At 56.4% G+C, this 25479-nt stretch carries 22 protein-coding genes; 15 read left to right on the top strand and 7 right to left on the bottom strand.

The window, feature by feature from the left end:
* Nucleotides 1-160 precede the first annotated feature (160 nt).
* On the bottom strand, nt 161-451 hold the full coding sequence (locus tag FDK21_RS19545; protein ID WP_138150565.1) for a hypothetical protein: 291 nt from the start codon (nt 449-451) through the stop codon (nt 161-163).
* 266 nt (nt 452-717) lie between these two features.
* Here FDK21_RS19545 and FDK21_RS19550 point away from each other — a divergent pair, with 266 nt between their 5' ends.
* Entirely contained in the window at nt 718-1425 is a 708-nt protein-coding gene (locus FDK21_RS19550; RefSeq protein WP_138150566.1) for a GNAT family protein, read from the top strand.
* Between the two features lie 76 nt (nt 1426-1501).
* Here FDK21_RS19550 and secA read toward each other — a convergent pair whose 3' ends face one another.
* Nucleotides 1502-4189 (bottom strand): preprotein translocase subunit SecA, encoded by a 2688-nt coding sequence (gene secA, locus FDK21_RS19555; protein WP_138150567.1) that lies wholly within the window; start codon nt 4187-4189, stop codon nt 1502-1504.
* Nucleotides 4190-4462: 273 nt separating this feature from the next.
* On the opposite strand from secA, the gene FDK21_RS20985 reads away from it, so the two are divergent.
* The 4 genes from FDK21_RS20985 to FDK21_RS19575 all read left to right on the top strand — a co-directional run bounded on the left by FDK21_RS20985 (nt 4463) and on the right by FDK21_RS19575 (nt 7437).
* The gene (locus FDK21_RS20985) at nt 4463-5287 is read left to right on the top strand and encodes a peptidylprolyl isomerase (RefSeq protein WP_245418568.1); all 825 of its coding nucleotides are present in this window, start codon (nt 4463-4465) and stop codon (nt 5285-5287) included.
* 108 nt (nt 5288-5395) lie between these two features.
* Complete coding sequence (gene argJ / locus FDK21_RS19565; RefSeq protein ID WP_114011679.1) at nt 5396-6640, top strand: bifunctional glutamate N-acetyltransferase/amino-acid acetyltransferase ArgJ; 1245 nt, start codon at nt 5396-5398, stop codon at nt 6638-6640.
* Between the two features lie 24 nt (nt 6641-6664).
* Nucleotides 6665-7102, top strand: a complete 438-nt coding sequence (gene mutT / locus FDK21_RS19570; protein WP_114011680.1) for an 8-oxo-dGTP diphosphatase MutT — start codon at nt 6665-6667, stop codon at nt 7100-7102.
* 158 nt (nt 7103-7260) lie between these two features.
* Nucleotides 7261-7437, top strand: a complete 177-nt coding sequence (locus FDK21_RS19575; RefSeq protein ID WP_114011681.1) for a Flp family type IVb pilin — start codon at nt 7261-7263, stop codon at nt 7435-7437.
* A gap of 29 nt (nt 7438-7466) precedes the next feature.
* Here FDK21_RS19575 and FDK21_RS19580 read toward each other — a convergent pair whose 3' ends face one another.
* Nucleotides 7467-8348 carry a methyltransferase domain-containing protein gene (locus FDK21_RS19580; RefSeq protein WP_138150568.1) on the bottom strand — a complete coding sequence of 294 codons (882 nt, stop codon included), beginning with the start codon at nt 8346-8348 and terminating at the stop codon, nt 7467-7469.
* A gap of 121 nt (nt 8349-8469) precedes the next feature.
* Here FDK21_RS19580 and FDK21_RS19585 point away from each other — a divergent pair, with 121 nt between their 5' ends.
* From FDK21_RS19585 to FDK21_RS19600, 4 genes are all read left to right on the top strand, one after another.
* Nucleotides 8470-9300: a ComF family protein gene (locus FDK21_RS19585; protein ID WP_246657632.1), complete on the top strand. Its 831-nt coding sequence runs from the start codon at nt 8470-8472 to the stop codon at nt 9298-9300.
* A gap of 81 nt (nt 9301-9381) precedes the next feature.
* Nucleotides 9382-9636: a glutaredoxin 3 gene (gene grxC, locus FDK21_RS19590; protein WP_114011700.1), complete on the top strand. Its 255-nt coding sequence runs from the start codon at nt 9382-9384 to the stop codon at nt 9634-9636.
* Nucleotides 9637-9694: 58 nt separating this feature from the next.
* Entirely contained in the window at nt 9695-10531 is an 837-nt protein-coding gene (locus tag FDK21_RS19595) for a carbon-nitrogen hydrolase family protein (RefSeq protein WP_138150569.1), read from the top strand.
* A 116-nt stretch (nt 10532-10647) separates the two neighbouring features.
* Nucleotides 10648-11178, top strand: coding sequence for a DUF1178 family protein (locus FDK21_RS19600; protein ID WP_138150570.1), 531 nt, complete (start codon nt 10648-10650; stop codon nt 11176-11178).
* 18 nt (nt 11179-11196) lie between these two features.
* Here FDK21_RS19600 and ubiG read toward each other — a convergent pair whose 3' ends face one another.
* A complete protein-coding gene (gene ubiG / locus FDK21_RS19605) occupies nt 11197-11952 on the bottom strand; it encodes a bifunctional 2-polyprenyl-6-hydroxyphenol methylase/3-demethylubiquinol 3-O-methyltransferase UbiG (protein WP_138150571.1) in 756 nt (251 codons plus the stop codon).
* A 270-nt stretch (nt 11953-12222) separates the two neighbouring features.
* On the opposite strand from ubiG, the gene FDK21_RS19610 reads away from it, so the two are divergent.
* The 5 genes from FDK21_RS19610 (at nt 12223) to FDK21_RS19630 (ending at nt 19157) form a co-directional block, all read left to right on the top strand.
* Nucleotides 12223-13476, top strand: coding sequence for an aspartate kinase (locus FDK21_RS19610; protein WP_138150572.1), 1254 nt, complete (start codon nt 12223-12225; stop codon nt 13474-13476).
* Between the two features lie 261 nt (nt 13477-13737).
* A complete protein-coding gene (ptsP, locus tag FDK21_RS19615; protein WP_114011687.1) occupies nt 13738-16020 on the top strand; it encodes a phosphoenolpyruvate--protein phosphotransferase in 2283 nt (760 codons plus the stop codon).
* Nucleotides 16021-16187: 167 nt separating this feature from the next.
* Nucleotides 16188-17279 (top strand): peptide chain release factor 1, encoded by a 1092-nt coding sequence (prfA, locus tag FDK21_RS19620; protein ID WP_138150573.1) that lies wholly within the window; start codon nt 16188-16190, stop codon nt 17277-17279.
* The gene (prmC, locus tag FDK21_RS19625) at nt 17279-18154 is read left to right on the top strand and encodes a peptide chain release factor N(5)-glutamine methyltransferase (protein WP_138150574.1); all 876 of its coding nucleotides are present in this window, start codon (nt 17279-17281) and stop codon (nt 18152-18154) included. The genes prfA and prmC overlap by 1 nt, the downstream gene beginning before the upstream one ends.
* A 379-nt stretch (nt 18155-18533) precedes the next feature.
* The gene (locus FDK21_RS19630; RefSeq protein ID WP_114011690.1) at nt 18534-19157 is read left to right on the top strand and encodes a DUF4167 domain-containing protein; all 624 of its coding nucleotides are present in this window, start codon (nt 18534-18536) and stop codon (nt 19155-19157) included.
* Between the two features lie 71 nt (nt 19158-19228).
* Here FDK21_RS19630 and FDK21_RS19635 read toward each other — a convergent pair whose 3' ends face one another.
* On the bottom strand, nt 19229-19996 hold the full coding sequence (locus tag FDK21_RS19635; RefSeq protein ID WP_138150575.1) for an MOSC N-terminal beta barrel domain-containing protein: 768 nt from the start codon (nt 19994-19996) through the stop codon (nt 19229-19231).
* Nucleotides 19997-20264: 268 nt separating this feature from the next.
* Here FDK21_RS19635 and clpB point away from each other — a divergent pair, with 268 nt between their 5' ends.
* Nucleotides 20265-22850, top strand: coding sequence for an ATP-dependent chaperone ClpB (gene clpB / locus FDK21_RS19640; protein ID WP_138150576.1), 2586 nt, complete (start codon nt 20265-20267; stop codon nt 22848-22850).
* A 146-nt stretch (nt 22851-22996) separates the two neighbouring features.
* Here the strand turns inward: clpB and FDK21_RS19645 are convergent, their stop codons facing one another.
* Nucleotides 22997-24979 carry a M23 family metallopeptidase gene (locus FDK21_RS19645; RefSeq protein ID WP_171022186.1) on the bottom strand — a complete coding sequence of 661 codons (1983 nt, stop codon included), beginning with the start codon at nt 24977-24979 and terminating at the stop codon, nt 22997-22999.
* 313 nt (nt 24980-25292) lie between these two features.
* On the bottom strand, nt 25293-25479 hold a 187-nt coding region (locus tag FDK21_RS20835), incomplete at its 5' end, for a hypothetical protein (protein ID WP_210238852.1).

The following is a 25479-nucleotide window of genomic DNA, read 5'->3' on the forward strand; positions in this document are numbered from 1 at the left end:
CCTTCATTTGGGTTTGTCGCACTGGGTCAGCTTATTCGATTTGAGCCTCAGATCCAGTGTCTTTCCGGAGAAAGTTTGGTCCTTCCGAAAAGACTCTTTGACGTGTGATCCTTAGATGGAGGCCATGGATGGAACAGCAGAGGCTCCTTGAGGCTAACAATCAGTTGCCTTTGCAGGTTTTCAGGCCCTTGATGCGCAGATTGGTGCCCCATTGTACTTGCTTGTGGTTGTTGCCGCGCAGGCACCAGCCATAATGATGCATGAAGTCGTTGCTCCATACAGGGCCGCCATAGCCACAATTGTGCTTGATCGCGACATTATATTGGGCGAGGGCCGTGTTGGCATAAATGCGGCATTTCTTTTCGATATCATCTGCGGATGCCATGCCGCTTGACATGATTGCCATGCTGAGGCTGAGGGCTGAGAGTGTGAGTGCTTTTGTGGTGAACATGATTGGCTCTCCTTAAAAGAGGTTTGAAGCGTTGGCCGGGTGTGATCGCCAACATCCATAGGTCGTTCTGTCGGCGGGTTGGGTTCACCGAAATATGGGCCTTGTGGGGCGATTGGCGGGGGTTTGAGGTCGCTGGCGCTTTAAGAGTGGTCAAAGGGTCAAACGCGACAATTCTGGGTGTAAGACAGCAAGACAGGATTGTCGGGCGCACTGGATGGGTTAGTCTTGCCACATCTTCAAGGGATCAAGTGAAGGAAGCACCCATCATGACATCGGATTTGACCCAGTGGACGCCGCGGCCTTTGCCGCCTCACACGGCCATGGAAGGACGCTATGTGCGGCTGGAGCCGCTGGATGCAGACCGTCATGCGGGGGCGCTGTATGTTGCATCGAATGTGCCCGACAAAGAGGACAAATTCCGTTGGCTGTTCGAGGCTCCTCCAACAGATGAGGCGCGTTTTACGGCTTGGGTGGCTGAACAGGCGGCCAAGCGTGATCCGCTTTTCTATGCAATCATCGATCTTGAAAGCGGCAAGGTGGCCGGGCGGCAGGCCTTGATGCGGATGGATACCAACAATGGCTCGATTGAGATTGGCAGCATCTATTGGGGGCCGTTGCTATCACGCCGAAGGGGTGCGACCGAGGCCTGCTATTTGTTCATGAAGCAGGCCTTTGACGAATTGGGCTATCGCCGGTTTGAATGGAAATGCAATGACCACAACGCGCCCTCCAAGCGGGCGGCGGAGCGGTTCGGCTTTCGCTATGAGGGCCTGTTCCGCCAGCATATGGTGATCAAGGGAGCCAATCGCGACACGGCCTGGTTCTCAATCATCGATACCGAATGGCCTGCTTTAAAGGCAGGCTATGAAAGCTGGCTGGATGAGGCGAATTTCGATGCGAATGGTCAGCAAGTGTCGAGCTTGCAGGACTGTCTCGCCAAGGCCCGGCAGGATTTGGCGCAACAAGGCATATGAGTGCCAGCCCCGAACACGAAAAAGCCCCGCAGGCTGATCAGTCTGCGGGGCTTTTTCTATCGGGTTGGTAAGACTGTCAGGACAGTTTGCCGTGGCAATGCTTGAATTTCAGGCCCGAGCCACACGGGCAAGGGGCGTTGCGTGGCACTTTGCCATGTTGCCGGACATAAGCTTCCAGATCAAAGTCATCATTCGCCACCATCTCATCTTCGCCGGTGATCGGATCGATGTGGGAGGCGTGCATTTCAGGCAATTCCTGCTGCTCGAACGGGTTTGGTTCTTCCTGACGCAACACCACATGGGCCAATTGCTGGGTAACCATCTTGCGCAGGTTGATAAGCAGGGCCTGGAACAACTCGAAGCTCTCGGTCTTGTATTCCTGCAGCGGGTCGCGCTGGCCATAGCCGCGGAAACCGATGACGTTGCGCAGGTGATCCAGAGCCACCAGATGCTCACGCCAGAGATGGTCGAGGATCTGAAGCAGAACCGATTTCTCCACCTGACGCATCAGGTCCGGGGTGAAATTGGCGGTCTTGGCGGCGGCGGCCTCGTCGGCGGCACGCTTCAGGCGGTCAAGGATCTCCTCGTCCGCAATGCCTTCTTCCTGCACCCACTCCTTCACCGGGACATCGAGATTGAGATATTCCTGCACATCGTCATGCAGACCTTCAACATCCCACTGCTCGGCGTAGGCCTTTTCAGGGATATGCTGTGCAACGATGTCTTCAATGACTTCATGACGCATGTCTGAGACCACGTCGGCAACGCCTTCTTCATCCATCAGGTCGATACGCTGATCGAAGATGACCTTACGCTGGTCATTCATCACGTCATCGAATTTCAGAAGGTTCTTACGAATATCGAAGTTGCGGGCCTCAACTTTTTTCTGCGCCTTTTCCAGAGCCTTGTTGATCCAAGGGTGGATGATGGCCTCGCCTTCCTGCAGGCCAAGCTTCTGCAACATGCCATCCATGCGATCAGAGCCAAAGATGCGCATCAGGTCATCTTCCAGAGACAGGAAGAATTTGGAATGACCCGGGTCACCCTGACGACCGGACCGGCCACGCAGCTGGTTGTCGATACGGCGGCTTTCATGGCGCTCGGTGCCGATCACATAGAGCCCGCCAGCGGCAAGGGCAATCTGCTTTTTGGCTTCGATGTCGGCCTTGATTTCGGCAATCTTGGCTTCGCGCTCTTCGCCTTGCACCTCTTCGGGGATTTCCTGTGCGATGCGCATGTCGAGGTTGCCGCCGAGCTGAATGTCGGTCCCACGGCCAGCCATGTTGGTGGCGATGGTGACGGCTCCGGGGCTGCCGGCCTGAGCGACGATCATGGCTTCCTGTTCGTGGAAGCGGGCGTTCAGCACCTGATGGGGGATATTTTCTTTTTTCAAGTGGGCCGAGAGCTCTTCGGAGCGTTCGATCGAGGTGGTGCCCACGAGGGTCGGCTGACCGCGTTCCTGACAATCCTTGATCAGGGCCACCAAGGCGATGTCCTTCTCGCGGGTGGTGCGATAGACCTCATCGTCATCGTCGGCACGCTGGACAGGCAGGTTGGTGGGCACTTCGATAACCTCAAGGCTATAGATGTCCATCAATTCCTCAGCCTCAGTCTGGGCCGTACCGGTCATGCCGGAGAGTTTTTCATACAGGCGGAAATAGTTCTGGAAGGTGACAGAGGCCAGCGTCTGGTTTTCCGGCTGGATGGAGACATGTTCCTTGGCTTCCAGCGCCTGATGCAAGCCTTCGGAAAAACGACGGCCTTCCATCATGCGACCCGTGAACTCGTCGATGATCACGACCTGATCATTCTTGACGATATAGTCCTTGTCGCGGGAAAACAGCTTGTGGGCCCGCAGCGCCTGATTAAGATGGTGGACGATCGACACATTTTCGATGTCATAAAGACCCTCGCCCTGAAGCATGTCTGCTTCCTTGAGCATGGTCTCGATCGCCTCGGTGCCTTCCTCGGTGAAGGTGGCGGTCTTTGACTTCTCGTCGATTTCGTAATGGCTATCGGACAGCTTGGGAATGAAGGTGTCGATGGTGTTGTACATGTCCGACTTGTCATCAAGCGGACCGGAAATGATCAGCGGCGTGCGCGCCTCGTCAACGAGGATGGAATCCACTTCGTCGACGATGGAGAAATAGTGGCCGCGCTGAACCATCTGCGGCTTTTCGTATTTCATGTTGTCGCGCAGATAGTCAAAGCCGAATTCGTTGTTGGTGCCATAGGTGATGTCTGCATCATAGGCAGCCTTGCGTTCGTCATCGTCCAGACCGTGAATGATGACGCCGGTGGTCATGCCCAGAAATGCAAAGACCTGTCCCATCCATTCGGAGTCACGCTTGGCCAGATAATCGTTGACCGTGACGACATGAACGCCACGCCCGGTCAGGGCGTTGAGATAGGCGGGAAGGGTGGCAACCAATGTTTTGCCTTCACCGGTACGCATTTCGGCAATGGCACCGTCATTGAGCACCATGCCGCCCATCAGCTGCACATCATAATGGCGCTGACCGAGCGTTCGTTTGGCGGCCTCACGGACGGTGGCAAAGGCGGGAACCAGAAGGTCGTCGAGTTTGGTACCGTCTTCCAGTTGCTTTTTGAACTCCGCAGTCTTGTTGCGCAGCTCTTCATCGGACAATTGGGAAATTTCTTCTTCCAGCGCATTGATGGCTGCAACGATGGGATGATATCCCTTGATGCGGCGATCATTTGCCGACCCAAAGAGTTTGCGAGCGATGGCTCCAAGACCGACCATAGACCGGATCCTTCCTTATGCATTGCCGTCGAAAAAGGGGACGGCCATATTTGTAACGCAATTGCGGCGAGACTGGCTTCTCACGGGCGAAACCGTCCCGACTTGAATAATGAATGTCAACAGTCCAGATAGAGTTCTGGCAACAAACTGCACGGCTGACAGATAAGATTGGGCCTCAGTCTTGTCAACGCCAACAAAGGCAGGTAGGTCACCTGTCAGGTGAGTTTTTCGTGTTTTTTCGTTCCTCAGTGAACAACAATGGGAAATATTAAGATGGTTCGAGCCTTTTTTGCACGGTCGGCAGCGACCGCCCTGACATCTTTTCTTGTGCTGGCAGCGGTCCCCGCTTCCTATGCACAGGATGCCAGCAAGGATAGTGTTGTTGCCACTGTGGATGGCAAGGCATTGACCACCAGCGAACTGGGTTTCATCACCCAGGAGCTGGGCCCACGTCTTGGCAAAATGCCTGCCGAGCAGCAAAAATCCCAACTGATCAACGCGCTCGTCGATCTGCAGATTGTCGCCGCCGCCGCGAAGAGCGAAGGTCTGGACAAGAGCGAATTCTACAAAAAGCAGATGGACTATCTGGAACTCAAAGCTTTGCGCAATGAGTTCTTCCGCGCCAAGGTTGAATCGGCTGTCAGCGAAGATGACATGAAAGCGCTCTATGAGGCGCAAATCGGTTCTGCGCCTGCAAAGATGCAGGTCAAGGCTCGTCATATTTTGGTGAAGGAAGAAGCTGAAGCCAACGATGTGATCAAGACGCTGGATGGTGGTGCCGATTTTGCCACGCTTGCCAAAGAAAAATCCACAGGCCCTTCCGGTGCCAATGGCGGGGATCTGGGGTATTTCGGACAAGGCCAGATGGTCCCGGCCTTTGAAGCTGCGGCCTTTGCTCTGGATAAGGGTGGTTATACCAAGAAGCCGGTTCAGACCCAGTTTGGCTGGCATGTCATTCTGGTGGAAGACAAGCGCGAGCAGCCGAAGCCTTCTTTTGATGATGTGAAAATGAACATCCGCGGCTTCCTCGTGCAGCAGAAATTTTCCCAGTTGCTGAATGAACTGAAGGAAAAGGCCAACGTCGAGATTGTGAAATAAGACCGGTTTTTCTGGTATTTCTTCACATCAAAGGGTAAGGAGAGAGACCAATGCGCACCGGAGGGTGCGTTCGGGTTTCTCTCCTTTTTTGTTGCAAGGAACTGCATCATGGATCTCAAGCCATCCCCATTTGCCCCCGAGGAACTTCCAGAGATGACCACGCTTGATGGCTTTCGCGTCGGCGTCGCGGCGACGGGGGTCAAGTATCGGGGTCGCAATGACGTGCTTGTGGTGACGATGGATGAAGGTACGACGGTCGCCGGCGTCTTCACCAAGTCCAAATGCCCGTCTGCGCCGGTTGACTGGTGCCGTCGTTGTCTGTCCAACGGGGAAGCGCGGGCGCTGGTGGTTAATGCGTCGAACGCCAATGCCTTTACCGGTGCCAAGGGGGAAGAAACCGTTGCCGCCGTGGCACAGGCCGCTGCTGCCAAGCTTGGCGCCGACCCTTCGATGATTTTTCAGGCTTCGACCGGGGTGATTGGCGAGCCGCTTGATCCGGCTCCGATCACCGCAACCTTTGATGGCTTGATGGATGATGCCAAGGCAGATGCCTCCTGGCTTGACGCGGCCAAAACCATCATGACCACCGATACGTTCCCCAAAGTGGCAACGGCAAGCGTCGATATCGACGGGGTCGAGGTGCGGATCTATGGGCTGGCAAAAGGCTCGGGCATGATTGCCCCTGACATGGCAACGATGCTGAGCTTCGTCTTCACCGATGCACCAATCGCTGCCGATGTGCTGCAAAAGATGCTGACCAAGCATGTGGACACCTCGTTCAATGCCATCACTGTTGACAGCGATACCTCGACCAGTGACACCTTGATGCTGTTTGCCTCCGGTGCCGCCAAGGCGCGGGGCTGTGCTGAAATCACCGAACTCAGCGACGAGCGAGTGGCTCTGTTTTCCGAAGCCCTGTCGAAGCTGCTGGTCGATCTGGCCAAACAGGTGGTGCAGGATGGCGAGGGCGTCAGTAAGGTCATCCGTGTCACCGTTACCGGGGCGGCGAATGATGCGGCCGCCAAGCGCGTGGCCCTGTCGATTGGCAACAGCCCGCTGGTCAAGACAGCGGCCGCGGGGGAAGACGCCAACTGGGGTCGTGTCGTCATGGCGGTTGGCAAGGCAGGGGAAGCGGCGGACCGCGACAAGCTGGCGATCTGGTTCGGCCCTCTGCGTCTGGCAGTCGATGGGTTGCGCGACCCGGATTATTCGGAAGAAGCGGCCAGCGATTATATGAAGAATGACGAAATCGAGATTTGCGCCGATCTGGGTGTGGGGGATGGTCAGGCGACCATCTGGACCTGTGACCTGACCCATGGTTACATCACCATCAATGGCGATTATCGCTCCTGACTGCGGCAAACGGGATCCGGATATATGACTCATGCAAAGGATGAGGCGAACAAAGCGGTTCGCCTGCTGCTGGTTGTTGCAGTGGCGCTGGTGGACAAGGACAATCGGATCCTGATTGCCCAACGGCCTGAAGGCAAGAATCTGGCAGGCCTGTGGGAATTTCCCGGCGGCAAACTAGAGGCTGGCGAGCGGCCTGAAATTGCCTTGGTGCGCGAGCTGGAAGAGGAATTGGGCATTAAGACATGGGAGAGCTGTCTGGCCCCATTGACCTTTGCCAGCCATGCCTATGACGATTTTCATTTGTTGATGCCGCTCTATATCTGCCGCCGCTGGGAAGGTACGCCTGTGGCCAGAGAGGGACAGGCGCTCAAATGGGTGCGGGCTGGCACCTTGAAGGACTATCCGATGCCACCTGCGGATTTGCCGCTGATTCCGGCGCTGATTGATCTGTTGGGCGTGTGACGGCGTTGCGTTTAAGTCTTTGTTAGCCAAAGATTTTAAAATTCGAGATAAAGAGAAAAGAAAGTCTGTCTCTTGAGGGTCCGTTCATCGATTGGTCGGTAGAGTGGCAACCGGGAACGAGAAAAGCTGTTTGCTACCCTTTTGGGGGGACTTTTTGAATGCACAAATGGATCAGTCATTTCCGGCGCGATGAAACCGGCGCCACCGCGCTCGAATATGCGTTGCTTGCGGGGCTGATCGGCGTGGCTCTGGTCACCGTGATGCATGATGTTACCTTTGCCGGGCTGGATAAGGTTCAGGCCCTGCTCGACTCGATCATTGCCAGCGCGCCCTGATTGGTGCTCTCCCCCTATCCTTTTTTATCCTATCTTGACTTGTCAGGCAGAATGGCAGCCAGAGGCGTTGTCGCGCTGCCCGGCTTCAGGGGTTTTTGCTGACTTTCATGGGGTGACCAGCCCGACAATGAGAGAATCTGGAAGGTGGCGCGAATGCGCCCGTCCGCATCGGCGTATTTCTGCTGGTAGAGTTCTGCGGCTCTGAGCAGGGTGGAGCGGCGCATCGAGCGCCGGGTACGATCCGTCAACATGTTGGCGGCTCCCATCTGGCGCAGATCGCGGATCAGATCAAACATTGTGTCATAGCGCACGGTCAGGCTGTCCTGATCCGCCACCGGCAGGGTGAAACCGGCCCGCTGCAACAGACTGCCCATATCTTTCAGATCGGGCAAAGGGGCGATTCTTGGGGTGGCACCACCGGAGATCTCACTGTCGGCCATGAGGAACACCTCGCGCAACTCGTGCAGGCTGTCGCGGCCCAGAAGAGTGGCCAGAAACAGGCCGTCAGGCTTCAAGGCATGGCGGATCTGGATGAGGCATCCGGGTAGGTCGTTGATCCAGTGGAGAAAGAGCGGCGAGACGATCAGGTTGCAGCTTTCTGCGGCGATCGGCAGCATCTCCGGATCTGCTACGATACCAAGGTCGTCTGGCTGAAAAAAGTCCGCGTGTTGTTCAAGGCGAAAGACCTGTTCGGTGCCTTTGCGAGCAGCCAAGCGCTGTGCCAGCAATCCGGTATGGCCACCAAGCTCCATGCAAAGGGGGAAGTCCCGCAACACCATAGACAGGCGGGATTCCATGTCGTTGACCACCTCTGTGAGCAAGAAATCTGCCCCATCTTCGGCGCGTTTCAAAGCTTTGACGCGGCGGGCGGTCAGAAGGGCATGGTCAAAGATCTGCGGAATGGAACTCATGATGGCTGCTTCTGGTTGTTGGGTCGTGTGTTTTGCTTGTCAGGAGTTGCGGTTTGGGACACACTTGCTTCATTGCCTTTGTGTCTGAGGGGGCAACAGATTGCAAGTCGATGGGGGCACTATGAAGCGTTGGGCGGCAAAAGACCATGGGCCTTCCGGCCTGCCAGAAGACGATGAGCCCATTGTGGTACGCGCATCCGTGAAGGAGACCCTGTCCCGGCTTGGCATGGCCTGTCTTGATTTGATCATTCCGCCGCGTTGTGCTGGCTGCGGTGCCAGTCTTGAGGTCTCCAATCATTTGTGCGCGGCCTGCTGGTCGCAGATGGAATGGATCGACAAACCCTATTGTGCCGTGTCGGGCCTGCCCTTCGCTTATGATCTGGGGGAAGAACAAGTCAGCAGTTCCGTGCCGGCCCGCCCGCCGGTCTATGACAGGGCGCGCAGCGTGACCGCCTTTGGCGATACGGCGCGATCGCTTGTGCATCAGCTGAAATATTACGACAGGACGGACCTTGCCAAAGTGATGGGGCGGTGGATGGTGCGGGCCGGGGCGGACTGTCTGGATGACCCGGACAGCTGGATTGTGCCTGTGCCGTTGCATGTCTTGCGGCTCTGGTCCCGGCGCTACAATCAGGCGGCCATGCTGGCCAAGGTGGTGGCCGGGGAAACGGGGTTGCGCTTCAAGCCCGATCTGTTGCGCCGGGTGCGCCCGACACGCCAACAGGTGGGCCTGAGCGGGGAGGCGCGGCGCAGCAATGTGGAAGGGGCGTTCAAACTGTCCCTGCCGGACCGTCTGACCCTGTCCGGGCGGCGGGTGGTGCTGGTGGATGATGTCTGGACGACGGGAGCGACACTGGAGGCCTGTTGTCGGGTCCTGCGACGGGCCGAGGTCGGGGAAATTTGCATAATTACCTTTGCTCGGGTTGTCGGAGATGGGGAAAAGCCCATATAACCGGGACAAATCGTTATGGACATTCGCCTTTGCTGCCGCTTCATTGACGGCAAAGACAGGGCGCACAATCTGGAGATCCCAATGGCAGAGATTGTCATCTATACCCGCCAAATGTGCGGATTTTGCACCGCCGCCAAGAAGTTGCTGGCCGACAAAGGTGCAGCTTTCCGCGAGCTTGACGCCACTTTTGATTTTGATATCAAGCAGGAAATGATGAAGAAATCCGGTCGCCGGACCTTCCCGCAAATCTTCATCAATGAGACCCATGTGGGGGGCTGCGATGATCTGTTCGCTCTGGAACAAGCAGGCGAACTGGACGGCATATTGGCTGCTTGAGGCAGCCGCTCGCGCAATTGTGTAGATTGCGTGAGAACGAAGATTCCGGAGGGGTGACATGGATAAATTTCGGGCTGCCTGTGTGCAGATGCGCTGTGGCCGAGACATCGGGACCAATCTGGATCTGGCTGAAAGGCTGATCCGTGAGGCCGCTGCCGATGGTTGCGCCTATATTCAGACCCCTGAGCAGACCTCTACCATGGAAATGAGCCGCAAGGCACTGATGGCAATCATTGCCGAACAGGATGCGGATGAGGGCCTCAAGCGGATGCAGGCTCTGGCCCGTGAGCTGTCTGTCTGGCTGCATATCGGCTCGATGTCTTTCCTTGCATCAGACCCAGCGACCGGTGAGCCGAAAGCAGCGAACCGGTCGCTGGTTCTGACGCCTGACGGGTCGGTGGTGGCGACCTATGACAAGATCCATATGTTTGATGTGGATCTGGAAAATGGCGAAAGCTACCGGGAATCGAGCAGTTTTGAGGCCGGGGCAAGGGCTGTCAGCGTGGCTTTGCCATGGGGTGAGTTGGGGTTGAGCATCTGTTATGATTTGCGCTTCCCCTACCTCTATCGGGCGCTCTGCCAGCAAAAGGGCGCGTCGATCCTTGCCATACCATCCGCCTTTACCAAAAAGACCGGGGAAGCCCATTGGCAGGTCCTGATGCGGGCCCGCGCCATTGAATGCGGGGCCTTTGTCATTGCGGCAGCGCAGGGAGGCACACACGAGAATGGCCGCAAAACCTATGGCCATTCGCTGATTGTCGATCCATGGGGCAAGGTTTTGGTTGAAGCCGAGGACGAGACTTGCTTTGTTGCCGCTGACATCGATATGGGGCAGGTGGCCAAGTGCCGGCAGGCGATCCCATCTTTGACCCATGACAGATCTTTTGATATCTAGCGCCAAGTGCCGTATCATGCTGCATTCTTTCGGCATTTGTCGACCCTATGGTCGGTCGGCTTTTTGTTGTTGATGCCCATGGCTCCTGCCAAAGGGTGAAAGGGTCAGGGAACCCAGTGATCAAATATTCGCTTCGATGTGATCAGAACCATCAGTTTGAAGGCTGGTTCCGCAACAGTGATGATTGCGAGGCCCAGATCCATGACGGCTATCTGGAATGCCCTTTTTGTGGTTCGCGTGCGGTGTCGAAATCCCTGATGGCACCCCGCGTGTCGGGGACCCGCAGCCAAAACCGATCACAGACCCAGCCCACTCTTCAGGCCGAGCCACAGGAAAAGACCAGCCAGGCAAGCCCGGCTCCTGTCGCCGATGGGGCGGGTGCCAATGCACCTGTGCCCGTGACCAACGATGGCGCCGCAATCGATCCGAAGGCCTTGCAGGATATGCTGCGAAGCTACCGCAAGCATGTGGTGGAAAGCTCGGATTATGTCGGTGACAAATTTGCCGAAGAAGCCCGCAAGATGCACTTTAAGGAAAGTGAAGCGCGAGGCATCTATGGCGAGGCGACTATCGATGACGTCAAGTCGCTGGCCGAGGACGGGATCGAATGCCTGCCGCTGCCGGTTCTGCCCGAAGATCAGAACTGATCTGCCCTATCGTTTCGGTCAGGCGGGTTTCTGCCAATAGATCATGTAATTGACATCCATGTCAGACGACAGGGACCAGCTATCCTTGAGCGGATTGTAGGTGACGCCGGTGCGTTCTTCTACCGTCAGGCCGGTCGGATACAGGGCGCGTTCCAACTCATCGGGTGTGACGAACTTTTCCCATTGATGGGTCCCTTTGGGCAGCCAGCGCAGGACATATTCCGCCCCGACAATCGCCAGAGCATAGGCCTTGAGAGTCCGGTTGAGGGTGGCGACAAACATCAAACCGCCGGGTTTGACCATGCTGGCGCTTGATTGCAGGAACAACTCGATGTCAGCGACATGCTCGACCACTTCCATGGTCAGCACCACATCGTAGCTTTCGCCGCGGGCGGCCAGACTTTCCGATGTTGTGGCTTCATAGGTGATGTCGAGACCGTTTTCGCTGGCATGGGTGCTGGCGATGCCGATATTGGTTTCAGACGCGTCAACGCCGGTAACCTCGGCACCCATCCGGCAAAGCGGTTCACACAACAGGCCACCGCCACAGCCAATGTCGAGAATGCGCAAGCCCTCCAGCGGACGCTGGGCCTTCGGGTCGAGGCCGAACTGGGCGACCAGTTTCTCACGGATATATTTGACCCGGGTCGGGTTGAATTTGTGCAGGGGGCGGAATTTTCCGGTCGGGCTCCACCATTCTGCTGCCATGGCAGAAAAGCGTGCGACCTCGGCTTCATCGACGGTGCTGCCGGAAAATGTGGTTTGTGACGTCATCTCTTCTGCCCTTTCCCTCATACTGACCCTGCAAGGCCGGTGCGCACCACAGGCGTGTGAGACGCTGCAATGGTGTGCTTATCCATACGGTGGCATCTGCGCAACCGGATTTTTCCTTGCTCGGTCGAAGGGGACCAAAAGTCAAGTCTTTGAGTCCTTGCAAGTGACGTCCGTGCCGAGTATGACTATGCGCAAATTGGCGTGAGTGTGGCAAATAGACGAGCTGCGTCAGGCTTATATAACGAAAACAATGACAGAAAGAGATGTTGAATGGCTCGCCTTGTCATGAAATTCGGGGGAACGTCGGTTGCCGATCTCGATCGCATCCGGCGGGTTGCCCGACATGTAAAACGCGAAGTGGATGCTGGCAATCAGGTGGCGGTCGTCGTGTCTGCCATGGCTGGCAAGACCAACGAGTTGGTCGGCTGGGTGGAAGATGCGTCTCCCCTCTATGATGCGCGCGAATATGATACGGTTGTCTCCTCTGGTGAGCAGGTGACGTCGGGTCTTCTGGCCCTAGTGTTGCAGAATATGGGTGTTGATGCCCGCTCTTGGCTTGGATGGCAAATTCCCTTTAAAACCAATGGTGTGCATGGGGCCGCCCGCATCGAGGAAATCGATGGTGCGCGTCTGATCGAGCGGCTGGAAATGAATCAGGTGGCCGTGGTCGCCGGGTTTCAGGGCATCGGGCCGGACAACCGGATCGCCACCCTTGGTCGCGGAGGGTCTGACACCAGTGCGGTGGCGATTGCTGCGGCTATTCATGCGGATCGCTGCGATATCTACACCGACGTGGATGGTGTTTATACCACCGACCCGCGCATTGTACCCGAGGCGCAGCGACTGGATCAGATTTCCTATGAGGAAATGCTTGAAATGGCTTCGCTTGGTGCCAAGGTCATGCAGGTGCGCTCCGTTGAAATGGCGATGGTTCACAATGTCCGCACCTTCGTGCGGTCGTCATTCGTCGAACCAGATGCCCCAGAATTGCTCAATAGCGATGTTCCGATCGGAACATTGATCTGTGATGAGGAAGAGATTGTGGAAAAACAGGTTGTAACCGGGATCGCCTATTCAAGAGACGAAGCGCAGATTTCCCTGCGCCGTGTCGAGGACAAGCCCGGCATCGCCGCCCATGTGTTTGGTCCGCTTGCTGATGCCAACATCAATGTCGACATGATCGTGCAGAATATCTCGGAAGATGGCACCATCACCGACATGACCTTCACCGTGCCAAAGGGTGACTTTGAACGGGCCAAGACCGTGCTTGAAGCTGCGCGCAGCGATATCAATTATGCGGTGCTGCAGGGGTCAACCGATGTGGTCAAGGTATCCGTTATCGGTATCGGCATGCGCAGCCATGCGGGTGTTGCCTCGCAGGCCTTCAGGGCCCTGGCTGACAAAGGCATCAACATTCGGGCGATCACCACTTCGGAAATCAAGATTTCGATCCTGATCGACACGGAATATACGGAGCTCGCAGTGCGTGCTCTGCACTCGCTCTATGGGCTGGACGGCAAATAGGCGACAATTGCTTCACAGGGTGATCCGCCGGGATCAGCTGCGGTTTAAGAAGTAGACAAAATACTGTTTTCTTTGCCGTTCCAATCTTTCCGGCGGGTTATTGATCTGCCTGCGGGCCTCATGCCATAGTGCTCGCGAGGAGAATCTGTTCCCCGATTGCATCATGTGTGCCTTGTCGGGGTTCAGGGATGACGTCTTGCAGGACGTGATGTGCCAGATGCTGTTGCGCTCTGGCTGTGGCGGATGATCGGAGTATCCCTGATGCGGGGAAATGTGGTGGGGCCGCGCATATTGTTGCGACGCCTTCGGGAAACGATGGCGAAGCCGACCGATGCTCAGGATCGGTTGAACGAGATCGTGTGTCTGATCGCGGCCAATATGGTTGCCGAGGTCTGCTCGGTCTATGTGCTCAGAGCCGATGATCAACTCGAACTCTACGCGACCGAGGGTCTCAATCCGGATTCCGTTCACCTGACCCGGCTGAATGTCGGCGAAGGGCTTGTCGGCCATATCGCGTCCGAAGCCCGCATTCTCAATCTGTCCGAACCGCAGGAGCATCCTGCCTTTGCCTATCGCCCGGAAACGGGCGAGGAAATTTACCACGCCTTCCTTGGTGTGCCTGTGCTGCGTGCCGGACGCGTGCTGGGGGTTCTGGTGGTGCAGAACAAAACCCAGCGAATCTATTCCGACGAGGAAGTCGAAGCGCTGCAAACCACCGCGATGGTGCTGGCTGAACTGATTGCCTCGGGCGAGCTGCGCGGTTTGTCAGGGCCGGATACCGACCTTGACATGGTGCGGCCGATGCGGCTCGAGGGCCTGTCGATGGCGGAGGGCATCGGTCTGGGTCATGTGGTTTTGCATGAGCCGCGCGTGGTGGTTACCAATCTCATTGCTGAAGATTTGCGAGGCGAGGAAGAGCGCCTTGAGGCGGCGATTGAAAAGCTGCGCCTGTCTGTCGATGATCTGCTCAACCGGGACGACATATCCCATGGTGGAGAGCATCGGGACATTCTCGAAGCCTATCGCATGTTTGCCTATGACCGTGGCTGGGTGCGGCGGATGAAGGAGGCCATTCATTCCGGCCTGACCGCCGAAGCCGCCGTTGAGCGTGTGCAAAGTGACACGCGCGCCCGGATGCTGCGCTCCACCGATCCCTATTTGCGGGACCGGCTGCATGATTTCGATGATCTGGCCAACCGCCTGCTGCGCAAGCTGACGGGCAACAAGCACGGGGTGAATGGCGGTGAAATGCCGGCAGATTCCATCATTGTTGCACGCAATATGGGCGCGGCGGAATTGCTGGATTATGGTCGGGATCATGTGCGCGGGCTGGTGCTCGAAGAAGGCACGCCGACGAGCCATGTGGTGATTGTTGCCCGGGCCTTGGGCATTCCAACCGTCGGGCAGACGGATGGCGTTGTCTCTCTGTGCGAAGATGGCGATGCAATCATCATCGATGGCGATATGGGGCATGTTCATCTGCGTCCGCCATCGGATGTGGAAGCCTCCTATATCGATCAGGTCCGGTTTCGGGCGCGGCGGCAGGAGCAGTATCGCCAGCTGAGTGGCAAGCCTGCAATCACGCAGGATGGCACATCGGTCGATTTGTTGATGAATGCAGGCCTGCTGGTTGACCTGCCCAATCTGGTGGGGGCCGGTGCCAAAGGCATCGGACTGTTCCGTACCGAGCTTCAATTCATGGTGGCGGCCAGTTTCCCGCGGATGCGGGAACAGGAAAAGGTCTATCGCAAGGTTCTCGACATCTCTGATGGCATGCCGGTGACGTTCCGCTCGCTTGATGTGGGCGGGGACAAGGTGCTGGCTTTTCTGCGCATGGCGCAGGAGGAAAATCCGGCCATGGGTTGGCGGGCCATTCGCTTGGGGCTGGATCGACCGGGCCTGTTGCGCACCCAGATCCGGGCTCTGTTGCATGCGGCAGCGGGGCGGGAGTTGCGGCTGATGTTCCCGATGATCACCGAAGTGCAGGAATATGATATCGCCAAGGATCTGTTCGAGCGGGAGGTGGCCCATCTGGAACGGCATGGTTATGAGAAACCGGTCAAGATCCGTCTGGGTGCGATGCTGGAGGTGCCTTCGCTGCTGTTTCAGATCGATGCCCTGATGAAGCGGGTGGATTTTATCTCTATCGGCACCAACGATCTGCATCAGTTCATGATGGCCAGTGATCGGGGCAATACCCGTCTGTCCGGGCGGTTCAGTTCCCTGTCGCCATCCTTCATCCGGGCCTTGAAGCTGGTGGTTGACAAGGGCAATGAATATGGCGTGCCCGTTACCGTCTGTGGTGAGTTGGCAGGCAAGCCGCTCGGTGCGATGGCCCTGTTGGCGATTGGCTATCGTCGCCTGTCGATGGCTCCGTCTTTCATCGGGCCGGTCAAGTCGATGATTCTGGATTTGCCGCTCGATACGCTCGAGGCGGCGTTTCTTCCGGTTCTTGACGCGGCGACGGACAGTGATGAAATCAAGGCCTATTTGTCGGACTTTGCCGAAAAGCACGATATCCACTTGCCCGCTACCAATCTTTAGCGATCTGGTTGGCTGCCTTCTGGCCGCGCCTAGTCGGCCGGGCGGTGGGCGTTTGTCTTGGAGAAATGAACGCGGTGAGCCAGAATGACTGGCGACCAGAGCGGTCTTGGTCTCTCTTTTTGTAAGCAGCCAATTGAGCCTGAGCTCGTGGCTTGAGGAATGAAACGATGTCGGGAATCACGATTCCATTGGGCCGGGTTGAGGCTCTCATTCAGCGCTTTGATGCAATCTCCTCTGAGATGGCAGCCGGGCCGGAGCCGGATGTCTATGTCAAACTGAGCCGCGATTATGCGGAGCTGGAGCCTGTGGCCATGGTGGGCAACGACTATGTTTCCGCGCTGCGGGAATTGGGCGATCTCAAGGAAATCCTCTCTGATCCCGAGATGGATGCGGAGATGCGCGAGCTGGCCCAAATGGATATCAAACCGACGGAAGAGCGTATTGATACCTTGGCGGCAGAGTTGCAGATCCTGCTGTTGCCCAAAGATGCCGCCGACAACAAGAGCGCGATCCTTGAGGTGCGTGCCGGGACGGGCGGTGATGAAGCGGCTTTGTTCGCCGGTGATCTGTTCCGGATGTATCAGAAATATGCCGAAGATAATGGTTGGAAAGTGTCGTTGATGTCGGTCAGTGAGGGCGATGTCGGCGGCTATAAGGAAATCATTGCCAGCATTTCTGGTGTCGGTGTGTTTGCCAAGATGAAGTATGAATCCGGTGTGCATCGCGTGCAGCGCGTTCCGGAAACCGAAAGCGGCGGGCGTATTCACACCTCGGCGGCAACGGTTGCCGTTTTGCCCGAAGCCGAGGATATCGACGTTGAAGTTCGCTCCGAGGATATCCGCATCGATACAATGCGGGCGTCGGGCGCTGGCGGTCAGCATGTCAATACGACCGACTCGGCGGTGCGCATCACCCACTTGCCAACAGGTATCGTGGTGACGTCTTCGGAAAAATCCCAGCACCAGAACCGTGCCAACGCCATGAAGGTGTTGCAGGCGCGTCTGTTTGAAGCGGAACGGGAGCGTGCCGACAGTGAGCGGGCTGATGCGCGTCGCGGCCAGGTCGGGTCGGGCGATCGGTCCGAACGGATCAGAACCTACAACTTCCCGCAAGGGCGCGTGACGGACCATCGGATCAATCTGACGCTCTACAAGCTTGAAAAGGTTCTGTCCGGTGAAGCGCTGCCGGAGTTGATTGATGCCTTGATTGCCGAAAATCAGGCTCAATTGCTGGCCGCTGTTGAAGCCGACGAAATCTGATGCGACTCGATCAGATGATTGCGGCGATCGCGGCGCGTTTTGCTGGTGTGGGTATCGATAGCGCGCGGCTCGACGCGCGGCTTCTGGCCTGTCATGCCTTGGGCCTGACCGAAACCGACATGATCTTGCAGTTTGATCGCACCCTCTGTGAAGATGAGGCTGAAGCCATCGAGGCTTTGGCGGCGCGGCGCCTTAAGCGAGAACCGGTTGCGCATATTCTGGGGCAGCGGGAATTTTGGGGACTGCCTTTTCACGTCTCCTCTGATGTCCTTGTGCCGCGTCCGGATAGTGAAACGCTGGTTTCTGCTGTGTTGGAGGCTGTGCCTGATCGCACGGCACCGCTCCGGATTGTTGACATCGGCACCGGGTCTGGCTGTTTGTTGCTGGCGCTTCTCTCCGAATTACCCAATGCACAGGGTTTGGGCGTCGATATCAGTGAGGCGGCGCTCACCATTGCCCAGCGCAATGCCGAGGATTTGGGGCTGGCTGATCGGGTGTCTTTCGTTCAGGGGGATTATGCCAATGCCATTGGTCCTGAGGTTGATATTCTGATTTCCAACCCGCCTTATCTGGCGGACAAGGAGATGGCGGATCTGGAACCGGATGTGGCGAACTATGATCCGCGCCATGCATTGGTTTCTGGTGCAAGCGGTCTGGAAGCGTATGAGGCGATCTTTTCGACGGTTGGGGCGTGGGGCAAAAGACCGGATGTGATGGCCTTTGAGTTTGGATATCGGCAAGCCAAAGATATATTGCTGCTTTCGCAACAATATAAACTCTGTGGGGACACGGACATGAAATGTGAGGTCCGTCAGGATTTGGCCGGGCATGATCGTGTTCTGCTGGTGAGCGCAAAGCCTGCAATTCCGGCCTGATTGCATCAATTTTATCCAATCTTCTGTTGAAAGCATGGGCCGCTTTCGGACAAAAACTCGCCAATGGGCTTGAATTTGTGCCCCAGACGGATAAGTTGATGGCATCAAGTGAGCGACTGGCTGATTTGGTGCAAACCTCGGCCAGTATTGAAACGTCTATCGGAAAACCCTTTTCAGGTGACCGGATAGCAGAATTTCAAACTTTTTCAGTCTAAGAAGCGACCCGGTCATAGGACCGTTTGCGCTTGGGGACTTTTCAAACAGGTTGTCAGCTCGATACCAGAGTCTGAACTATCAGACTGCAAATGGTGTCTGTTGAGCACCATCAGTCGGTTTGAATGCTGATTATTTCTTCGGCACTTTACGAAAGACAGAAGCAATGCGACAGAGCCAGAAAAGCAATCGGACACGCGGTCGCGGACGCAAAGCCGCCAATCCGTTGTCTCGATCCTATGACAGCAATGGTCCTGATGTGAAAATTCGCGGAACAGCCAGTCACATTGCGGAAAAATATCAGTCTCTTGCCCGCGATGCGATTGCGTCCGGTGATCTTGTGATGGCGGAAAACTATTATCAGCATGCGGAGCACTATCTGCGCATCATTGCTGCCGCCCAGCCAGCCAGCCGCGAGGAAGGTCGTCCAAACAACAATGACGGCAACAGCAACAACGGCGGCAACAATGGGAGTCGCAAGGCTGCCAACGTCAATGGTGATGATGCCGACGATGCAAACACAAACAACGCCAGCGATGTTGAAGACACTGCTGTCGAAATGGATGTGGTTGCCGTTGCCGAGGTGCCGGGGTCGGGAGATCAACCGGATGTCGCGCCGCCTGCGGAAGTGGTGGATGAAGAAGTGGCCGCTGCCGGTGCACCACGCCGCCGCAGAAGGACAACCTATCGGTCCCGCAAGCGCCCAACGGCTGCCGAGCGCAAGGCCGAGGGGGGCGACGGCTCTGACGGGGCCAAGGAAAAGCCAGCGGTGGTTGCCTCTGAAGATTGAGGCGGCTTAGACCGATGTTGCTATTGCCAAAGAAAAACCCGCCGGTTGGCGGGTTTTTTTGTGAGCAGTTGTTATGTGTTTTGCGGCAAGGTGATGCGATCACCGATGGTCAACGCGCCATCCCCCAACGGCATCAGGTGTATACCGCAGTCGGTATGGCCGTAGTGATCCATCAAAGCTTTCGGGATATTCCGGTCGCGTTCGCCAGTGGTCGGATTGGCATTGGTGGCGGCGCAACGCTTGGTGCGTTTGCGCACCTGAAAGGATACCGCGCCAACTTCGATGGTCTTGTCGACCCAGTCATGTTCCTGCCACGGGGCGGCCCCTTCGATATAGAGATTGCCGCGGAAGCGCATCGGATCGATATCATTGCCGATTTTGGCTTCCAGATCACTGACGCTGGCAAGATTGATCAAGGAGAGATCCTGAGTGCGAGAATCGGTGAAGGCAAATTCACTGGCATGGAGCAGCCTCGGTGACCCGCGCATCGGTTTTTTGCAGTGACCCGCCATCACCTGAAGGGCCGCTTGCATGCTGTCCGGCGCAAACAGGTTGCCTTCGGCCAGGAGCGTGCCATGCTGCTGCACCGAGAAGGCGCCGGTCACATCATCGAACTGGGTGATCAAGTTGGCCAGTTCGGGTTGCTTCATCAACATCAGAAAATGGATTTTGGGCAGGTGGGCCGGGGCGGCAGGATCAAAGCCGCTGTCGCCATTTTCAATGGCAAAGGCGCGGTCCCACGCAAGTGGTTTGCCTTTTGTGATGGCTGCCTTTTCCAGTTTCTGGCCGGTGAAGCCCTTGATCGGATAGCGATAGATTGATGCGAGCGTGATGGTCATGGCAGATCCTTGAAAGGTGCGGGCAGGTGCGGGGACTGGGAAGGGGCATTTTGATTGTTGCTTTTTCCTACATCCCCCTTTTGTGACGAAATTGCAACACTATATTAGACAGGAGCCTGTTTCTTGCCTGTTGGGAGAGATGGGGAGTTGGCCGACAATTGGGCTTGCTGGCAGAGGCCGGGAGCCTGTTTAATGGCCGTAATTTGAGTGGCAATCAGATCATGCCTTTGCAGTTTGGATGATCCGGTTGGGCACAAGGAGATAGATTATGAATCTTGAACGCTATACAGAGCGGGCGCGCGGCTTCATGCAGTCTGCGCAAACCTATGCAATCGGGCAGGGGCATCAGGCCTTTTTGCCGGAACATATTCTCAAAGTTTTGATGGACGACAAGGAAGGCCTCGCATCCGGCCTGATTGATCGTTCGGGTGGCCAGTCGGCGGAAGTGCGCCGGTTGCTGGAAGCCCATCTCAAGGGCATCCCGTCCGTCTCTGGTGGCGGAGCGGGGCAGCTTTATTTGTCGCCCGCAATGGCGAAGCTGTTTGAAAAGGCCGAAGAGGTCGCTGAAAAAGCGGGTGACTCCTATGTCACTGTCGAACGGCTGTTGCTGGCGCTCAGCCTGACACCGGAGGCCGAATCGGCTGCCATTTTGAAAAAGGCGGGTGTGACAGCCCAGAATCTCAATCATGCCATCGAGCAACTGCGCAAGGGCCGCACCGCTGACAGCGCGTCGGCGGAAGACAGCTATGAGGCGTTGAAGAAATATGCGCGCGATCTGACGCAGGATGCGCGCGAGGGTAAGCTTGATCCGGTGATCGGGCGGGACGATGAGATTCGCCGTGCGATCCAGGTCCTGTCGCGGCGAACCAAGAACAATCCGGTGCTGATTGGCGAGCCGGGGGTTGGTAAAACCGCTATCGCCGAAGGATTGGCTTTGCGTATCATCAATGGCGACGTGCCCGAATCGCTCAAGGATAAAAGACTTCTTGCCCTCGACATGGGGGCTCTGATTGCCGGGGCCAAATATCGCGGTGAATTTGAGGAGCGTCTGAAAGGGGTCTTGAGCGAAGTCGAAGTGGCCGCCGGCGAAATCGTGCTGTTTATTGATGAAATGCATACGCTGGTTGGCGCAGGCAAGGCCGATGGAGCGATGGATGCTTCGAATCTGCTGAAACCTGCTCTGGCACGCGGTCAGTTGCATTGTGTTGGCGCGACGACACTTGATGAATATCGCAAGCATGTTGAAAAGGATGCCGCTCTGGCACGTCGGTTCCAGCCTGTGATGGTCAGCGAGCCGACGGTCTCGGATACGGTGTCGATCTTGCGTGGCCTGAAGGAAAAATACGAGCTCCACCATGGGGTGCGGATCTCGGATAATGCGCTGGTTTCGGCTGCCTCCCTGTCGGATCGTTATATCTCCGACCGATTTTTGCCTGATAAGGCCATCGACCTGATGGATGAAGCGGCGTCGCGGTTGCGGATGCAGGTGGATTCAAAACCCGAAGAGCTGGATGAGCTTGATCGGCGAATCATTCAGCTGAAGATTGAGCGTGAGGCTCTTAAAAAAGAGGAAGATGACGCTTCGAAGGATAGGCTCGCCAAAATCGAGGACGAGGTCGCCCAACTGGAACAGGAATCGGCGGTTTTGACCCAGCGTTGGCAGTGGGAAAAAGACAAGCTGTCGGACGCGACCAAGGTGAAGGAACAGCTCGATGAGGCCCGTGTGGCGCTCGCACAGGCGCAGCGGCGTGGTGATTTGGCGCGAGCCGGTGAGCTGGCCTATGGTGAAATTCCCCGACTTGAAGCGACTTTGAGCGAGGTGGATGAGAAAAACACCCAATCGAATGCCATGGTCGAGCGGTCGGTGACAGCGGATCACATTGCGCATGTGGTCTCGCGCTGGACCGGCATTCCGGTCGACAAGATGCTGGAAGGCGAGCGGGACAAATTGCTGCGGATGGAAGAGGAACTTGCCCACCGGGTGATTGGTCAAGCCGATGCGGTGACTGCCGTTTCCAAGGCCGTGCGGCGCGCAAGGGCCGGATTGCAGGATCCCAATCGTCCCATTGGCTCCTTCATGTTTCTTGGGCCAACCGGGGTCGGCAAAACCGAGCTGACGAAAACGCTGGCGGACTTTCTGTTTGACGACGAAAGTGCGATGGTTCGCCTTGATATGTCGGAATATATGGAGAAGCACTCCGTTGCCCGTTTGATTGGCGCGCCTCCGGGCTATGTCGGTTATGAGGAAGGCGGCGTGCTGACGGAAGCGGTGCGGCGGCGTCCTTATCAGGTGATTCTGTTTGATGAAATCGAAAAGGCGCATCCGGATGTCTTTAACGTTCTGTTGCAGGTTCTTGACGATGGGCGGCTGACCGACGGGCAGGGGCGGACAGTGGATTTCCGCAACACGCTGATCATCATGACCTCAAATCTCGGAGCGGAGTTCCTGTTGTCCAAGGACGAGGGGGATCTCAAACAAGAGGATCGGGAGAATGTGCTCAATGTGGTGCGCAGCGCTTTCCGTCCCGAATTCCTCAACCGCGTTGATGAGATCATCATTTTCCATCGGTTGTTGCGCGAGCATATGGCGTCAATTGTTGCGATCCAGATGCAGTATCTTTCCGACTTGCTGGCCGATCGCAAGATCGAGTTGGTGCTGGATCCAGAGGCGGTCAAGTGGATTGCCGAGAAGGGGTATGACCCGGCCTATGGGGCGCGGCCTTTGAAGCGGGTGATCCAGCGACATGTGCAGGATCCGTTGGCAGAAGAGTTGCTGGCTGGCAAGATACTGGACGGGGCACGGGTGCACATTCTGGTCAAGGATGATGCACTGACCTTCGGTCTGGAAGACTAAGTCTGTCAGGCCGGTTGGTTTGTCCGGTCCTTGATGTTGCAAATAAAAAGCCCCGGAGCCTTTGGCTTTCCGGGGCTTTTCTATTGGGGGGAGGGGGCGCGGGCCGGCGTTTCTTCAAAAATTTTCGGCCCGCCTATTCGGCCCGCCTATTCGGCTTGCGCAACCTTGACGTTGGTGGGTTTGCCAAGCAGTTCGTCGATCCGCAGGCGCTCTTCATCGAAGGTGGCGAGCATGTCACCATTCAGGGAGCGGCCCCGCGGCAGACGGATCCGCATCGGGTCCACATGGCGACCATTGACCGTTACTTCATAGTGAAGGTGCGGACCGGTCGACAGGCCGGTGGAGCCGACATAGCCGATGATCTGACCCTGACGGACATAATCCCCCACTTCAAAGCCCGGAGCGAACTGGCTCATATGGGCATAGCCGGTGGCATAACCGTTTGTATGTTGGATCTGGATGAATTTGCCATAGCCGCTCGACCAGCGCCGTTTGATGATTCGACCATTGCCCGATGCCATGATGGGCGTGCCGCGCGAGGCGGACCAGTCAACACCCTTGTGCAGCCGCGATATCTTGAGAATCGGGTGACGACGCCAACCAAAGGGTGAGCGGAACTTGCCACCCTGCATCGGCTTGCGCATCAGAAACTTTTTCGAGGAGCGGCCATTCTCGTCATAATAGTCGACAATGCCATCATCCGGAGCGCGGAAACGATAATAACGCTTGGTCTTGCCGCCGAGTTGCACTTCGACAAACAGGATCTCGGCTTTTTTCGAATCGCCGTCTTCTGGGATGGAATGGAAAATCTGTAGCGAGTCGCCGGGCTTGATCTTGGCGTTGAAATCGAGATCGAAGGACAGAATCTTGATCAACTCGTCGATCATGTTCGCATCAACGCCGTTGTTGAGGGCGGTCTGATAAAGCGAGTCATAGACATTGAGCCGTGGCCCCGCCCGCAGATTGGCAATGGCGTCCGAGGTTGGCATCGGACTAAAGCTTTCAACGGGCTCCTCGGCAACGCGGAAGCCACCCTGATCCGACCGGGCAACGGTGATCTGATGTTCTTCACCCAGATAGAGGCTGAGACGAATCGGTGCGCGCTCGCGGATGCCGTCATAAACCAGCTCATATGTAATGCGCATGCGCTGGTTGTTGCTCAAGGCGTCGATGCCTGCTTCCTTGACGAACAGATCGGCGAGAATTTCCGCTTCTTCTTCTGTCGCCTCATTTTCCAGCAACAGGTTGCGCACTGTGTCGCCTTGAACGGCAAGGACAATCTTTTCCTCTGTTTCCGTGCCTTGACCGCTCAGATCGGTTTTGGTGATCGAGCTCATATTTTCCGGGACGATACGGATATAGGAGGGCGCAAGGGCATCGACTGAAGTTGTCGGGAACTCAAACCGGGCCGGATCGATCACCCCGAGTGCAGAGGCGGATTGTTGATCCTTGTCAGTGAGGAAAATGGCAGATTGGGCCGCCAGTCGCTGGATGGCGAAATTGTTTGGGCGGCCTGCATCCAGCTCATAATCGACATTCATGTCGAGAGGCTCCGTCCGCAGACGCATTTCCCCTTCCACGTTGGCGGCGTAGAAAATGTCTTCCTCAGTCGTTGCCGATTGTTCTGTCTTCTCCTGGGCTGACGCGAAAATACGCACGGCATTGAATGCCGGGAAAGATACGCTTTCGCTGCGTTTGGTTTCCAGCGAAGCAGAAATCAGCATGAAGGGACGCGCGCTAACGAGATTCTCATCACCAAGGGATGAAATGGTACTGACCTGAATCTCACGCCGATGAGAAACCGGACGGATCGTACGCGAGAGACGGTTGCCCTTTTTGCCTGCGGTGATCAACTCCCCGGGCTTCAAGTCGAGTGTGTCAGACTCGTCGCCAGTGCTCACCAGGGCACGCTCGATCATCTGATCCTGACTTTGAATGCCGGCCAGCAGGGCCCCGCCCATCAAAAAAATCGATGTGCAGCCCGTCAGCACGGTGCCGACAAGCCAGCGCAGGTTCAAAGTCCTTCGATCAGGGGGATTAAGACGTGCAGAAGGGGTCAGCAAGGCTGGCATGGGTTCAAGATTGACCCTGTTTGCATCATGCATCGCCGCAAAGGTAGGCTTCGTCATGCCGGGTCCTGTCATGTCCGCTTTGTTCATTCAGTCGCTCTGTCACTCGCCTTGGTCTTGCTAAGCTTCACATTAATGGCCCATCGCCGTCGGCGATGGTCACCAAAGCCCTTGCGTCGAACCACAGGATAAGGGAGCAAAGTCTACTTATCCGGGCCAACTTTGTCTCTCTCTATATACAGGTGCTATAGAGAAGAGGGAAATTCAGGTTTATCCCAATGCCTGATTTCTACACTTTAAGTGCAAGAAAGCAAAGATCAGAAGGGCTGGGCAGAATGATGGTCCGTCCAGCATTATTTTGAAAAAATGTGAGTTATGCACCGCGGGTGGAAAAGTTTGATTTTTGTATTTTTTGGGTTTGACTTGCCCGGAGCACAGGTCTATAACCCGGTTCATCGACAGCGGCGGCGCTGCTGGCGGCGGGGCGGTTTGCTCCAAAATTCAGAGTTTGCGGTCTGAGGCTTTGGTCTTTGTTGGTTGCATAACTTTTTGAAAAAGCA

It is taken from the genome of Cohaesibacter sp. CAU 1516, from assembly GCF_005771485.1.
Taxonomy (GTDB): Bacteria; Pseudomonadota; Alphaproteobacteria; order Rhizobiales; family Cohaesibacteraceae; genus Cohaesibacter; species Cohaesibacter intestini.